The sequence below is a fragment of the Nesterenkonia sp. PF2B19 genome (genome assembly GCF_001758425.2).
GTDB classification, from domain to species: domain Bacteria; phylum Actinomycetota; class Actinomycetes; order Actinomycetales; family Micrococcaceae; genus Nesterenkonia; species Nesterenkonia aethiopica.
Window position 1 is genome coordinate 1 of record NZ_MDSS02000046.1, and the last position, 13,609, is coordinate 13,609.

Annotated in this window: 13 protein-coding genes; 2 read left to right on the plus strand and 11 right to left on the minus strand. The window is 71.4% G+C overall.

Annotated features, from left to right (window positions below):
- Both BCY76_RS18205 and cpaB read left to right on the plus strand, forming a co-directional pair.
- Positions 1-296: hypothetical protein (locus tag BCY76_RS18205; protein ID WP_201791134.1), on the plus strand; the 296-nt coding region annotated here is incomplete at its 5' end.
- A gap of 360 nt (positions 297-656) precedes the next feature.
- Entirely contained in the window at positions 657-1,274 is a 618-nt protein-coding gene (gene cpaB, locus BCY76_RS12695; protein ID WP_070159052.1) for a Flp pilus assembly protein CpaB, read from the plus strand.
- Positions 1,275-1,303: 29 nt separating this feature from the next.
- Here cpaB and BCY76_RS12700 read toward each other — a convergent pair whose 3' ends face one another.
- From BCY76_RS12700 to BCY76_RS12750, 11 genes are all read right to left on the minus strand, one after another.
- Positions 1,304-1,570: an FmdB family zinc ribbon protein gene (locus BCY76_RS12700; RefSeq protein ID WP_070159051.1), complete on the minus strand. Its 267-nt coding sequence runs from the start codon at positions 1,568-1,570 to the stop codon at positions 1,304-1,306.
- A gap of 103 nt (positions 1,571-1,673) precedes the next feature.
- Entirely contained in the window at positions 1,674-2,285 is a 612-nt protein-coding gene (locus BCY76_RS12705) for a 5-formyltetrahydrofolate cyclo-ligase (RefSeq protein WP_070159050.1), read from the minus strand.
- Positions 2,286-2,435: 150 nt separating this feature from the next.
- On the minus strand, positions 2,436-3,581 hold the full coding sequence (locus BCY76_RS12710) for a phosphotransferase family protein (RefSeq protein ID WP_070159049.1): 1,146 nt from the start codon (positions 3,579-3,581) through the stop codon (positions 2,436-2,438).
- Positions 3,578-4,327 carry a phosphotransferase gene (locus tag BCY76_RS12715; protein ID WP_070159048.1) on the minus strand — a complete coding sequence of 250 codons (750 nt, stop codon included), beginning with the start codon at positions 4,325-4,327 and terminating at the stop codon, positions 3,578-3,580. Before BCY76_RS12715 ends, BCY76_RS12710 begins: the two co-directional genes overlap by 4 nt.
- Positions 4,272-4,991, minus strand: coding sequence for a hypothetical protein (locus BCY76_RS18210; protein WP_085437770.1), 720 nt, complete (start codon positions 4,989-4,991; stop codon positions 4,272-4,274). Before BCY76_RS18210 ends, BCY76_RS12715 begins: the two co-directional genes overlap by 56 nt.
- The gene (locus tag BCY76_RS12725; RefSeq protein WP_085437771.1) at positions 4,988-6,904 is read right to left on the minus strand and encodes an ABC transporter ATP-binding protein; all 1,917 of its coding nucleotides are present in this window, start codon (positions 6,902-6,904) and stop codon (positions 4,988-4,990) included. The genes BCY76_RS18210 and BCY76_RS12725 overlap by 4 nt, the downstream gene beginning before the upstream one ends.
- Positions 6,901-8,163, minus strand: coding sequence for a glycosyltransferase family 4 protein (locus BCY76_RS12730; protein WP_085437772.1), 1,263 nt, complete (start codon positions 8,161-8,163; stop codon positions 6,901-6,903). The genes BCY76_RS12725 and BCY76_RS12730 overlap by 4 nt, the downstream gene beginning before the upstream one ends.
- On the minus strand, positions 8,160-9,431 hold the full coding sequence (locus BCY76_RS12735; protein ID WP_085437773.1) for a glycosyltransferase: 1,272 nt from the start codon (positions 9,429-9,431) through the stop codon (positions 8,160-8,162). The genes BCY76_RS12730 and BCY76_RS12735 overlap by 4 nt, the downstream gene beginning before the upstream one ends.
- 84 nt (positions 9,432-9,515) lie before the next feature.
- Positions 9,516-10,436, minus strand: a complete 921-nt coding sequence (locus BCY76_RS12740) for a carbohydrate kinase family protein (RefSeq protein WP_070162003.1) — start codon at positions 10,434-10,436, stop codon at positions 9,516-9,518.
- Between the two features lie 15 nt (positions 10,437-10,451).
- A complete protein-coding gene (locus BCY76_RS12745) occupies positions 10,452-11,894 on the minus strand; it encodes a glycoside hydrolase family 32 protein (RefSeq protein ID WP_070162005.1) in 1,443 nt (480 codons plus the stop codon).
- 37 nt (positions 11,895-11,931) lie between these two features.
- The gene (locus BCY76_RS12750) at positions 11,932-13,566 is read right to left on the minus strand and encodes an extracellular solute-binding protein (protein WP_237090134.1); all 1,635 of its coding nucleotides are present in this window, start codon (positions 13,564-13,566) and stop codon (positions 11,932-11,934) included.
- Positions 13,567-13,609: the final 43 nt, after the last annotated feature.

Below are 13,609 nucleotides of genomic sequence, written 5' to 3' on the forward strand. Positions count from 1 at the left end.
CGGCACGGATCTGGACGGCCCGGCTCCCGACGGCACGGATCCGGACGGGGCGGGGGCGCAGCGCTCGGGACGCCGGGGACGGCGTCGTCGTCATCGCGCCCGCCACCTCCGGGCAGCCGGAGGAGACCGAGTCGCAGGCGTTCATCCCCGCCTCGCTGGAAGACTCTGCGCAGGACGATGCGGCCCCGGCCTCGAAGGGGGCGTCAGGCTCCGGAGGGACTGACCCTGACCGGAAGTCGCCCCTGAGCGCGCGGGATCGATGGATCCTGGAGCAGCGCCCACCCCACTGGGACTGAGTCCTCGACGCTGGTGGGGTGTTCCTCCACAGGTCCGTCGCGTGCGGCGCTGACACGCGCGACGATCCACAGCCTCGCCCGACGTTCTCGTCGTGTGGGTCTGTGAGCGGCAGGGTGGAGGGCATGACGCTCACCGCAGGACCTGCTCGCCTCCCACCGCCGCCGCGCCCCGGCGGATCCGCCGGACCCGCGACTCGCGCAGCGCGGTCGCTGCCCGACGATCCGCGGGGACCGCCGCCGGCGCGATCACGACGACGGAGCCGTCGTGCACAGGCCCAGAGACCGGGATTCCCGACGCCGCCCCGTTCAGGCGTCCGACGTCGCCCTCCACGGGTGGCGCGCAGGCTGCGCGGAGGAGGCTTGGGCCTCAGGCTGCGGCGTCTGCGGGTTCCCCTGGCGCTGCTCTGCGCGCTGGGTGCGGTGCTGGCCGGGCTCGCCTCGGGTGTGGAGTCCCGTGGGGAGACGGCGACGGCGGTGCGGGTGACCCAGGATGTCTCGGCCGGGGATGAGTTGACGGCCGCCGTGCTGGAGGAGGTCTCGGTGGACGCCGAGGCCGTACCGGGCGAGGAGCCGGTCCGCGTGGAGGATCTGCTGGGCCGCCAGGCAGCCGTCCCGCTGTCTCGCGGGGCGATGGTCCTGCCGTCGCAGCTGGTCGGCCCGGGGCTGCTGGCGGGCCAGCCCGAGGACCATGTGGCGGTGCCGGTGCGCCCGGCGGACACGGCGCTGGTGGGGATGCTCAGCCCGGGCCAGCGGGTGGACGTGATCCTCTCCTCCGAGTCGCTGGAGGACGGCACCTCCTCGCGGACTGTGGCCCGTGCCGCGCTGGTGCTGTGGGTCCCCTCAGGCGAGAGCGACGACTGGTTTCCGCAGGCCGGCGACGCCGGTCAGGTGCTGGTCGTCGGGGTGGATCCGTCCACGGCCCAGGACATCGCGCAGGCAGCCCACGAGGGGCGTCTGCATCTGAGCCTGGTGGGGTGAGGGCAGGCCCGACGTCGAGGGCCGGTGCCTCAGTCGGCCGTGGCGGAGGCCGCAGCGGGCTTGGGCGCCGAGGAGGAGCTGGAGGAGGGGCTGGAGGACGACTCGGAGCTGGAGGAGGAGCCGCGCGAGTCGGTGCGGTAGAAGCCCGATCCCTTGAAGGTCACCCCCACGCTGCCGAACTTCTTGCGCAGTGTGCCCGAGCACTCCGGGCACACGGTCAGCGAGTCGTCGCTGAACGACTGGACGATGTCGAAGGCGTGGCCGCAGGCCTTGCAGGCGTAGGAGTACGTGGGCATCGGATTCCTCAGTCAGGGGACAGTCGGCAGGCTCACCGGTCGGGTGCCGCCGCATGGACATCTGCCGACCACTGATTCTATACCGCCGCGAGGCGCCGGCGGGTCAGCGGAGTCTGCGGAGCCCCTCGGGCGTCACCACCGCGTCGACCGCGAGGTCATGGGGCTCCACGGGGAAGGACCCGGCTGGCAGGACCTCTTCCGGTCCCACCACCGCCCAGGCGGACACCTGCTCACGCAGGTCAGCGGCCTCCACCTCGGCGAACATGCGGTCGTAGTAGCCGCCGCCCTGGCCCAGGCGATGCCCGGAGGTGTCCACGGCCAGGGCGGGCAGCAGCATCTGCAGCGGGCCCTCGGCCAGGACGTCACTCAGCGTCCGAGCGTGGCCGACCGGTTCGTCCAGAGGCAGCACAGGGTGGCGTCGTGTCTCGGACTGCGCGGCCCAGCTGACCCATTCCAAGCGGGGCACCGGATCGTCCGCGACGCGGGGGAGCAGCACCTGGCCTCCGCGGCGCAGATGCCGGGTCAGGAACGGCCGGACATCGGGTTCGTGGGCCATCGGAAGATACGCGGCCACGCGTGCCCGGGCCGGCACATGCTCCTCGAGCACCCGTCCCTGAGCCTCCGCGCGGCGAGCACTCTCGGTGACGTCGAGGGTGCTGCGGGCTGATCGGATCCGCGCCCGGGCCGCCTTCTTGGCCTCGGTGATCTCACTCATGGGCCCACCCTACGTCCTGGTCCAGACCACAAGACGGCGGCGGGCCGAGCGCTGTCCCCGGTGCGGGGACGACCACCGATAGAAACCGCCGTCGCGATTCATCAGGGAGACGCATCCCGACACGAGGGACACAGATCCAGCGGCCCAGGTTCAGGTCGCCGGGTGGAGCTCGCCACGCATCTGGTCGGCCAGAGCGGCATACCGCGGACGGAAGGCGTAGACGCACAGCAGACGCAGCAGGCTGGCCTGCTCATAGACGGCCACGGCGTCCTCCACGGGAGAGTCCAGCACCCGGGACAGCTCCGCGGCCGTGCCGTCCACCGCCAGGAGGACCTCCTCTGCCTGGCCCGCGCTCCAGACGCGCTGGCGGTGCCGCCAGGTCGCATGCGCCCGCAGGTTCCCCAGGTCGAGCGCCGGGTCGGCGAGACAGGCGGTGTCCACGTCCAGCAGCCCTGGCCCCTGGTCGGCGGACCAGAGCACCTGCTTGTCGTGCAGGTCCCGGTGGGCGGGCCGCGGGGTCATCTGCGGCAGCCTTTGCAGTGCGACGGCGGTCGACTCCACGGCTTCGATGAACAGCTCCGCCTCCGCCTGGCCCGTCCGCAGCACCGGCATGGCCTGCTCCGTCCAGCGGCGCAGCACAGCGATCTCGTCTCCCGGGGCATGCACCGGCAGCCCGGATGCCGGAGCCGAGCGGAGCACCGCCTCGCGCCACGCCTCCAGGACCTCGCCCCAGGCCCGGGCCCAACCGGGTCCTGCGGCGGCGTCGTCCTCACTGACCTCATGCAGTCCTGCGCCGGCCAAGGCGGCGAAGGCCACCGAGGACTCGTCATGAGCGAGCACCCGCGGGGTGCGGAAGGGGCCGTCGAAGGTCGCCGCGCGCGCCACGCCGTCGAGGATGCTCTGGGCACGACCGGGCCGCACCAGTTTGCGGAACTCCACGGCCGAGCCGTCCTGGTGACCCGACGTGGTGCCGTCCGGGCTTCGACGCACCACGGCCCGTCGACCCGGCCGATGAGAGACGACGACGGCGCCGGGGCCACGCAGCTCCGTCAGCTGCGGCAGTCGCGGGTCGCTCCACGCTTCGAAGAGCTCCAGAACTCCGGTCCCGCTGTGATACCACCCGGCGCGCAGCGCTCCGGAGGTGTCAAGGGCCTCCACCGCAAGTCGTGTTCGACTCGATGCGGCCGGCGACCGCTTCTCCGGCCACACGCGCGTCACGGTCACCGGCCCGGCCTCGGTGTCCAGATGCTCCGGGGGCAGCGGCGACAGCGCCGACCCGGTGCGGGGTGCGCTCATCCGTGGATCGACCGCTCGGCCATGGAGATGCGCCGCGAGGCCTTCTGCGGCCAGTTCTCCTCCCGCCGGCGGAAGGGGTCCAAGGCGGCGCGAAGATGGGCGTAGGCCTCCCACGCGGCCAGGGACTCCTCATCTATGGGGGTGATCTCCCGGTAGCCCCGGAGGAACGCCTCCGCCAGCTCCACGTGGTCGGCCGCGCGGCAGGACGCCACCCAGGAGCCGACGTCGCGCATCGCGGGGCCCTGCCCGGCGCGGTCCAGATCGATGATCCGCACCCGGGAGCCGTCCTCGCCGGAGACCAGCACCTGGTCGGGGGAGAGGTCGCCGTGCAGCTCCACCAGCTCGGCCGACTCCGCCTCCTCCACCAGCGGGGAGATCATCTCGGCGAGCATGTCGGCCCGCTGGCCCAGCCAGGGTGCGATGAGTCCGATGGCGTGGACTGCCTTGGCCACATCCGGGTCGAGCACCCGGTCAGGAGCCTCGCCCAGCTCGCCGGAACGGACGTGGAGCTCCGCCACGATGGTCCCGGCGGTCTCCGCCGCGGACTCCACGGGGTGCTCCAGCAGGTCGCCCTGACCCCACCAGGGGGTCAGCAGGGCGGTGCCGCGGTCACCCAGCGGGCGCACCGGCTCCAACGGCACTCCGAGCCGACGCCACCGGTCGGCGGTCTCCAGCTGCGCGGCGGCGGGCTCAGCGGTCACCCGCACCACATGGGGGCCGCCGTCGAGCTCCACGGCGGCGACCACCGACGTCGGGGGTTGTAGCGCAGGACCCGCCATGCAGCTCAGCGCCGGCCGTCTCGGCCAGAGCCTGACGGGCCTCCAGCAGCTCCCGGGCCAGGGCCGGGTCCGACCACAGGGAGCCCGAGACCCGATAGACGGGCTCGTCCTGGTGGACGGTGAGGCGCTGGTCCACTCGCTCGGCGCGGGCCAGAGACTTGGCGTACTTGTCCTGGTCGCGGGAGATGACGGTCCAGCCGTGGTGCGCCGGACCTTCGGCGTCGACGTCCACCGGCTCCCCGCCGGTGAGGTCCACATCGGTGCGCTCCCAGGCCAGCACCACGCTGCGCTCCGGCTTCACCCGCAGGTGCCGGCCGCGCACCGGCATGCCCAGCCAGCTGGACAGGGCGGCGTCGTCGAGCAGCTGGGCCACCTGGTCCAGCTGGGCGATCTCGGCCACGGCGACATCGGCCTCATGCGCCTGCGGAGCGCGGATCTTCACCGGAGGCACCGGCATCGTGCGGTAGGTGGCCTGGGCGAGCTGCTCATCCGGATCGGCGGCGCCCGCGGGGATCTCCGGGGACTCCATGGGTGTCTCCAGCTCCTCCGGGGAGACCGCTCCGCGCGCCGCCTGAAGCGGCCGGGCGGCGTCCTCGGGTGCCGGCTCCGCTGTGGTTCGTGCTGCGCTCACGCATTCGCCCTCTCGTCCAGGGCGGGGTCCTCCGCGCGCTGCCGCGCGGCGGGCACACCCGCCGTCCCGTCGACGGCCGCCGCCTCGGGGCTCTCCCGGGGCGAGGTCTCCTGCTGGGTCGACGCCCAGCGAGCGACCCTGCTGGACTCGTCGGCGAGCAGCTCGTCCGGTGAGCCGTCCTCGACGATGCGACCGTCCTGAAGCCAGAGTATGCGGTCCAGACCTTGGAGGGTGCTGAGATCATGCGTGATGGCGACTGTGGTCCGCCCTCGGGTGAGCTCGCGCAGCGAGGCTTCCACCAGGGCGCGGGACGCCGGATCCAAGCCCGTGGTGGCCTCGTCGAGCACCACGATGGGGGCGTCGCGGACCAGGGCCCGCGCGATGGCGATGCGCTGACGCTGCCCCCCAGAGAGCGTGTCCCCGCGGGCGCCGAGCACGGTGTCGTAGCCCTGCGGCAGGGCGCGGATGAACTCATGGGCCCCCGCCCGGCGGGCCGCCTCCTCGACCTGGTCGTCGGTGGCGTCGAGCCGTCCGTAGCGGATGTTCTCCCGCACCGAGGAGGCGAACAGCACCGACTCCTGCAGCAGGATGGAGATGTTGCGTCGCAGGTCTGCCCGCCGCACCCGCCGGGTGTCGCAGCCGTCCACCAGCACTGCGCCGTCGTCGGGGTCGGCCAGCCGCAGGAGGTAGCCCGCCAGCGTGGACTTCCCGGACCCGGAGGGTCCCAGCAGGCCGACACGCTGACCGGCCGGGATGTGCAGGCTCAGGTCCTCGAAGAGCTCCCGGCCGTGGCCGTCGCGGGCAGTGACGCGGTAGAACGCGACGTCGCCGGAGACCCGCCCCATCGGCAGGGCGGGGTCCGGGTCGGTGATCTCTACCGGCTCGTCCAGCAGGTCGGCGATGCGCTCGCCGGAGGCCGCCGCTCGGGCGATGCGGCCGGTGTACTTGGCCATGTCCCGCAGCGGCTTCATCGCGATCTTCAGGTACATCAGGAACAACACCATGTCCCCGGGGGTCATCACCCCGCGCAGCACCTGCCAGCCGCCGAAGCCGAGCACGACGGCGGTGGAGATCCCCACCAGCACGTCGGTGGAGCGCTCCAGACGGGCGGCGAGCTTACGGGCTCGGATGCCGGCCTTCAACGCGGTGGCGTTGCCTGCGGCGAAGCTGGAGGCCACCACAGACTCGAGGCCGTAGGCCTGCACCACGCGGATGGCGGCCAGCGCCTCGGCGGCGTCCCCCACCAGCTGGCCCTCGCCCTTGCGGGTGGCTCGGGAGGCCGAGGAGATCTTCGGGGAGGAGAACCGGGAGATCACGAAGTACAGCCCGGCGGTGACCAGCACCACCAGCGAGAGCGTGGGGTTCATGATGATGACCACCACGAACAGGGCGACCAGGGTCAGCACGTTGCCCACCAGCGGCAGTCCTGCGGTGACCGCGACCTCCTGCAGCCGGCCCATGTCGCCCACGAGCCGCTGAGAGGTGTCACCCACCGAGGCGGTGGAGTGGTAGCGCAGGGACAGTGACTGGATGTGGTCGAACACCCGGGTGCGCAGCCGGGTGACCACCTTCACCCCGGTCTTGGCGAACGCGATGGTGGAGACGTAGTTGCACACGGCCCGCCCCCCGACGATTCCGGCCAGCAGCAGCGCCCACAGCACCACTGTGGTGGTGACGTCCCCGGCGAGGCCGGTGGTCTCGGCCAGCTGGGCGCCGAGCGCCTCGGTGACGGCGTCGACGGCGAACTTCACCGGCCAGGGCTCCAGGATGCGGAACGCGACATCACCGGCCAGGGCGATGAGCCCGAGGATGATCAGCAGCTTGTGCTCGCCCAGATGCGGCAGCAGCATCCGCAGGGTCCGGGAGACGGCCTGACGGTGCTGACGGCGGGAGGCGGCGGAGGCGGCGCTCATCGGGGGCTCACCTGCTCGATGCGAACGTGCTCCGGAGTGGGCAGCAGCGCGAGCAGCTGTGCGCAGCGGTGCTGCCAGCTGTGCTCAGCGACGGCGGCGGCCCGCCCGGAGGCGGCCAGCCGGGCCCGCAGTTCAGGACGCCGGGCCAGCTGATCCAGGGCGTTGGCCAGGGCGTCGACGTCACCCGGGGCGACCAGCAGGCCGTGGGCGCCGTCGCCCAGGACCTCCGGCAGCTCCCCGACGGCGGAGGCGACCACGGCGACCTCGGCGGCGAGGTACTCGTAGACCTTCAGCGGAGAGAAGTAGTGCTCGGCCCCAGGGGAGGGCATCGGGTAGGGCGCGACCGCGACGTCGAAGCGACCGAGGATCTCCGGAACACGGGCCGGCGCCACCGCACCGTGGAAGTGGATGCTGTCCTGCAGCCCCAGCCGCTGGGCCAGGTCGCGCAGCGGGTCCAGCTGAGGGCCGGCACCGCAGATCTCCAGCCGCCAGGGGCGCGTGTCCCCGGCGTCGGCGGCATTGCCGGTGGCTGCGGCCACGGCCTGCAGCAGGATCTCGGTGCCGTGCCAGGGTTTGAGCGTGCCGACGAAGCCCACGGTGAAGGTGCGCAGGGAAGCAAGGTGCTCGGCATCGGCATCGGCATCGGTGTCGGCATCGGCGCCGAGACCAGGTCGGATGCGGTCGGTGTTGACCCCGTTGGGGATGACGGTGACCGCGGCGTCGCCCTCCACCTGACGCACCCAGTCGGCCACCGGGCCGGAGACGCATGCCACGATGTCGGCGGCGGCGAAGGTGCGGCGCGTGGCCTCCCAGGCGGAGGCCTCGTCGTGCAGGCTGCGGTGAGTCTGCTGCTCGGCGATGAGCGGGGAGTTGACCTCCACCGCGAAGGGGATCCCGGTGCGGGCGGCCAGCCGCGCGCCGGCGTCGGAGAACAGCGCGTAGCGCTCGTAGACGGCCTCAGCGCCGTCGAGGGCGGCCAGCTGGGCCATCTCCGCGGCCACCTGAGCCACACCGGCCTCCCGCGCCGCGGCGTCCTTGGCCCCGGGCACCGGGACGACCACCACCGGCAGATCCGCCAGGTCCTCAGGGACCGATTCGGTCTCCGGCCGGCCCGGGCGGTCGCCGCGCTTGGTGCCGTAGACGGTGACCTCGTGCCCGTGCGCTCGCAGGGCGCGGACCATCTCCTGGACGTGGACGGAGGCGCCCTTGGTGCCGAAGACACCGATGCCCGGGTCGGCGAGCAGATAGGCGATCCTCATCGGGCACCTCCGACGGGTGCGGCGGTGCGCTCCACGGGCACCAGGGTGCGCAGGGCGGCGGCCTGGCGGCGGGAGTCGAAGTGCTCCTCCACCAGAGCGCGCGCCCGGTGGACCATCTGGTCATGGACGGAGGACTCGGCCACGGCCTCCTGGACCGCGTCGGCCAGGGCGTCGGCCAGGGCGGCGTCGTCGCCGCTGGGCACCAGCCACCCGGTCTCGCCGGGGACGACCACCTCGCCGACGGCGGTGACGTCGGCGGCCACGCAGCGGATGCCGCGGGCCATCGCCTCCAGGAGCACGGTGGGCAGTCCGTCGGCGTTGCCGTCGGAGCCGACCACGAAGGGGGCGACGAACACGTCGTCGGTGCCGAGTCGCGCGGAGACCTCGGCCTGGGTGAGCGGACCCAGCAGACGGACGCGGTCGTCCAGTCCGAGCCGATCGATCTGGGCGGTCAGATCCCCGGCCAGCGGCCCGTCCCCGGCGATGTCGGCGGCGACGTCGACCCCGCGCGAGCGCAGCACGTCCACGGCCTCGATCAGCAGGCTGAAGCCTTTCTTCTCCACCAGCCGGCCCACGGCCAGCAGCCGGGGCACCCGCGCCGGGTCGGAGCCACGTGCGCGGTCCGGAGTGAAGGGGAAGCGCTCGAGCTCCAGGCCGTTGCGCACCAGCTGCAGAGTGTCGGTGGCCTCGGGGAAGCGGCGGCGCAGATCGGCCAGGTTGTAGCCGCTGATGGTGATCGCATGGTGGGCGTCGGCGAGCTTGGCCTTCAGGTCCGTCGGGTCCACATCCTGGTGGAAGATGTCCTTGGCGTGGGCGGTGAAGGAGTACGGCAGCCCGGCGACGCGCCCGGCCAGCCGCGCCACCGTGGTGGCCACCGAGGCGAAGTGGGCGTGGAGGTGCGTGACCCCGTGTTCGCGGGCCAGCCGTGCGACGGCGACGGCCTGGGCGGCGTCGTCATGGCTGTGGCGGCGCAGCTCCTCCCAGGCCTCGGCCACGCCCGACGCCGGCCCGGCGCTGAGAGCGTCCCACAGGCGGGTGGCCGAGCTGGGGCGCGGCACGTGCACCACAGGGGCCTTCACCCGGGCGAGCTCCGGATGGAAGCGGCTGTCCGTGGTGGGACGCAGGGAGAAGATCACGATCTGCTCGCCCTGGGCCTCGCGGGCCAGGATCTCCGAGACGACGAACGTCTCCGAGAAGCGCGGATACATCTTCAGCACGTAGCCGACCACCGGGGCGGGGGAGTCAGCGGACGGAATCGACTCGGACATGGGTGGGAACCTCCGGGGTGTGACGTCGTGACTCCAGAGTGGTCCTGCGACATGAGAGCACGATGAGAGCCGCGGAGGCCGGCCTCAGGTCAGGAGGAGCTCCCGCGGACCCGGCGGGTTGGCTCCCGCGCGAGACACCGCGACGGCGGCGCTGCGCAGGGCAGTCCGGGCACAGGCACGGAGACCCTGCTGATCCGGCTCGCCCCGTGTCAGAGGCCCGGTGAGACCAGCCTCGAGCAGGGCGTAGAGCAGACCGGACATGAACGCGTCTCCGGCGCCGATCGTGTCCACCACGTCCACGGCCGGAGCCGGCAGGGTCTCCTGCCACCGGCGCGTCCCGATGGTGCACCCTGCGGCGCCTCGGGTCAGGACGAAGACTCCGCCGCTGAGGCCGGCGTAGTGGGCCACGAGGTCCTCGACGCTCAACTCAGGGTGGAGCCAGGCGGCGTCCTCATCGCTCATCTTCACCACATGGGCGAGTGAGGCGATGCGTTCGACCCGCTCGCGCAGCACGCCCCGGGCGGGTGCCAGAGACGGTCGGACATTGGGGTCGAAGGAGACCACCGTTCCCTCCGGGGTGCCGCGCAGAGTCTCCTCCACGACGTCGGCACCTGGGTCCAGGCTGGTGGCGAGCGACCCGGTGTGGATCAGGTCGGGCCGGCCCAGGTCCAAGGACTCGGGAGCCCAGGTGACGTCGAAGGTGTACTCGGCTGCGCCGTCGTCGTCGAGCACGGCATGGGCCGTCGAGGTGCTGGCGGTCTCCGGACCGAGCAGGCTCAGCGAGACGCCGGAGCGCTCCACATGCGCCCGGACCAGCTCACCGGGCCCGTCGTCGGCGATATGGGTCGCCAGTGTCGTGTCCACCTCCAGCCGGGCGAGGCCGACGGCGACGTTCATGGGACTGCCGCCGGGGTGGGTCTCCTGCCGGCCGGTGGGGTCGGTGACGATGTCGACCAACGATTCACCGATCACCAGGGCATGACGGGCTGTGGCCATCTGGGGCATGGGAGTCCTCCTCGGTCAGTTCTGGCGGGTCAGGCGCCGGTACGGTCGTTCGGGAAAGACGAGCTCGGTGAACGTCACCAGTCCTCCGTCCACGGAGATCTCCACCACGCTCCCGTCGACCAGGACCTCCACCGCGACGTCGTCGTGGCTCGGGCGGGTGGGGAGCGGAGCCTCGTCGACAGACGGGTAGGCGGGATGGACGTCCGGTCCTCCGGTGCGGGTCCGGTCACAGACGACGTGGCCGCCGGCGGCGTCGACGGTGAGACGCAGGCCCGTGCCGGGTGCCGCTTCGGGCCCGCTGTCGAGAACGAACGTCGCCGAGCCGTCATCGGCGACCGTGGTCGAGAAGACGAGCAGGCCCGAGGCCTCGTCGGCAGTCCGTTCAAGAGTGTCCTCGGCGAGCACCAGACGCGGAGCATCGGTGGGCAGGATCGGGGTCTGGCGGAGACGATGACGCCCGTCCGGATCCCGCGCCAGGGAGATCTCGCGCACCAACGTCATCGCGGAGCGCCACGGGCCGGTCGGGGTGACCTCGGCATACTCCCAGTTGCTGGCCCATCCGACCATGAGCCTGCGGCCGTCCGGCACGTTCGAGAACGACACCGCGGCGTAGCAGTCCCTCCCGAAGTCGAACCAGTCGAAGTCGGCGAGGTCCTCGGAAGCGCTGAGCCTCTCCGGGGTGAACCGTTCACCGTCGAAGTCCCCGATGAAGTACTGCGTCCCCGAGCCCCCGGCGATCGCTCCTGGGTTGAGGCTCACGATCATGACCCAGCGGGAGTCTGCGGTTCCTTCGACGGGCAGCTCGAACAGGTCGGGGCACTCCCAGACGCCTCCTGTGGCGTGTGCCGGGCCGAACTCCGAGGTCCGGGTCCAGGACCTCAGATCCGGTGAGGTGTAGACGGCGACGCGGCGGTCAGCCGCTTCGACGACGACCATCACCCAATGCCCGTCGTCACCGCCGTACCAGAAGACCTTGGGGTCGCGGAACTCACCGGATCCGATGTCCAGGACCGGGTTCTCCGTATACCGTGTCCACTCGTATCCGCCGTCGAGGCTGTAGGCCAGGGACTGCGCCTGGCGGGGCCGTCCCTCGGGCGTATGGCTTGCGGAGGTGTAGACCGCGACCAGGGCGGTCTCCCCGGGGCCGGCGAACCCGGCGGTGTTGCGGTGGTCCACCACGGCGCTGCCGGAGAAGACCATCTCCTCGTCGGTGTGTTCGATGGCCACGGGCTGCTCGTGCCAGGTGACCAGATCCGTGGAGGTCGCGTGACCCCAGGAGATGTTTCCCCAGGTGGAGCCGTGCGGGTTGTTCTGGAAGTACAGGTGGTACACGCCGTCGTGGAAGAGCAGCCCGTTGGGGTCGTTCAACCAGGTGTCGCGAGCGGCGAAGTGTGCTGCGGGGCGCCAGCCATCGGTGCCGGCTGAGGTTTCGAGGGGGACGGTTCCGGCCGTGGTCATAGGGGGTTCTCCTCGGGAGCGGGGGAAGTGGGGCATGTCATGGGTGCGGGGCCGGTTCAGGACTCCCCATCGGCGATGTAACGGTCGTAGGCGCCTGGTAGACTTCGATGGCCTCATCGACTCCCAGACTCTCAAGCTGCTGCAGGTAGCCGTCCCATTCGTCGTCGACGGTGCCGGTGGTGACCCAGGTGGCGAACTTCTCCAGCACCAGGGTGTGGATGTCGGCGGTGCGTGTGGACACCTGGTCCAGCTCCTCATTGGAGAGCATCACCGGGGGGTAGGGGTCGTTGGCGCGGTGGGGCTCGTAGTGTTCGGCGACCAGCTCCTGGCGCTCCTGGGCCCGCGGCTCGGGCGCGACGACGTCCTCGAAGTCCTCGGCCGTGACGATGAAGGGGCCGCCTGGGGCGACGCGCTGACGGCGCTCGCCGGCGGACTCTCCGCTCTCCGGGGAGATCTGGACGAGCAGACCGTCCTCGTCCTCCTCGAGGGTCGTGTCGATCGGTCCCCAGTTCGTCTGAGCAGACATCACCGGGTCATAGAGCCGGTCGGCCCACCGCATCGTGGCCGCCGGGTACTGGTTCGCCCGGGTGATCGCCAGGGCCCCGCGATTGATCTCCTGGTTGTTCGCCACACTGGCCAGCTGCTGTCCGTCGAGACCTTCGAGGACTCCGACCAGCTCGTAGTCGTCGAGTCGATCGGTGCCCACCATCTCTTCGGCCTCCCACCAGATGAAGGAGCCCAGGATCGGGGTGTTCGACTTGCCCTTGGCGAGATAGGCGACGTCGTCCTGTGAGAAGGACTCCGGATCGATCAGCCCGTCGGCGTACCAGTCGGCGAGCTCGCGGACTCCGTCCCGGTACCCCTCGGTGTTCGCGGTGAACTCGACGACGTCGTCGCGCACGATGCGATGGTCGTTGTTGGTCGGCTGTCCGCCCAGGGCCGCGATGAGGTCGTGGGGGTTCGCGGCGAAGGAGTCGGTCCGGAATGACAGGGGGATCTCGTCCTGGGTGCCGCTGCCGTTGGGGTCCTCGGTGGCGAAGGCCTCGAGCGCCTCGCGGTACTCATCGATGGTCTGGGGCATGTCGAGGCCCAGCTCGTCCAACCAGGTGGCGTTGATGTAGAGGAAGTTCGGGTAGGGCAGGATGCCGAGCTCTTCGACGGAGGGAAGCGTATAGATGTGGCCGTCGGAGGCGGTGATCGCCGCACGGATGTCGGGACGCTCCTCCAGGATGCCGGACAGGGTGGGGGCATGCTCCTCGATCAGGTCCTCCAGGGGGAGCAGGGTGCCGTTGGTGCCGTTGGTGACGACTTCGGCGTCGCTCAGCCCGGTGTTGAACAGGACGTCGGGCAGGTCATCGCTGGCCAGCATCAGGTTCTTGCGTTCATCGTAGACCTGTCCGGTGAGGTTCTCCCAGGTGATGGCGATGTTGGTGTCCTCCTCCCACTGCTGCACCAGGTCCATCTCTGCGTAGTCGGGAGCGAGGGCGGACTTCGTCCCGCCGAAGGTCAGGGTCAGCGTCTCTTCGACGATCGGGAGACCCTCGGTGTTGAATCCGTACTCGTCAGAGGCGTCTTCGACAGGTTCGGAGCCTGCTGATGAGCCGCATGCCGTGAGCGCGACGATGGCGGTCAGTGCTGCGGTGAGGGCCGGAAATGAGTGGTGAGAGCGCATAGCTGTTCCTCGAGTTCTCTGCGAAGGGGACGGGGTGGAGGAG

Coding starts and splice junctions, on each gene's coding strand:
- BCY76_RS12750 (WP_237090134.1), bottom strand. CDS start 13,566: ATGCGCTCTCACCACTCATTTCCGGCCCTCACCGCAGCACTGACCGCC.
- BCY76_RS12710 (WP_070159049.1), bottom strand. CDS start 3,581: ATGAGCGCACCCCGCACCGGGTCGGCGCTGTCGCCGCTGCCCCCGGAG.
- BCY76_RS12730 (WP_085437772.1), bottom strand. CDS start 8,163: ATGAGGATCGCCTATCTGCTCGCCGACCCGGGCATCGGTGTCTTCGGC.
- BCY76_RS12745 (WP_070162005.1), bottom strand. CDS start 11,894: ATGACCACGGCCGGAACCGTCCCCCTCGAAACCTCAGCCGGCACCGAT.
- BCY76_RS12725 (WP_085437771.1), bottom strand. CDS start 6,904: ATGAGCGCCGCCTCCGCCGCCTCCCGCCGTCAGCACCGTCAGGCCGTC.
- BCY76_RS12700 (WP_070159051.1), bottom strand. CDS start 1,570: ATGCCCACGTACTCCTACGCCTGCAAGGCCTGCGGCCACGCCTTCGAC.
- BCY76_RS12740 (WP_070162003.1), bottom strand. CDS start 10,436: ATGCCCCAGATGGCCACAGCCCGTCATGCCCTGGTGATCGGTGAATCG.
- BCY76_RS12705 (WP_070159050.1), bottom strand. CDS start 2,285: ATGAGTGAGATCACCGAGGCCAAGAAGGCGGCCCGGGCGCGGATCCGA.
- BCY76_RS12735 (WP_085437773.1), bottom strand. CDS start 9,431: ATGTCCGAGTCGATTCCGTCCGCTGACTCCCCCGCCCCGGTGGTCGGC.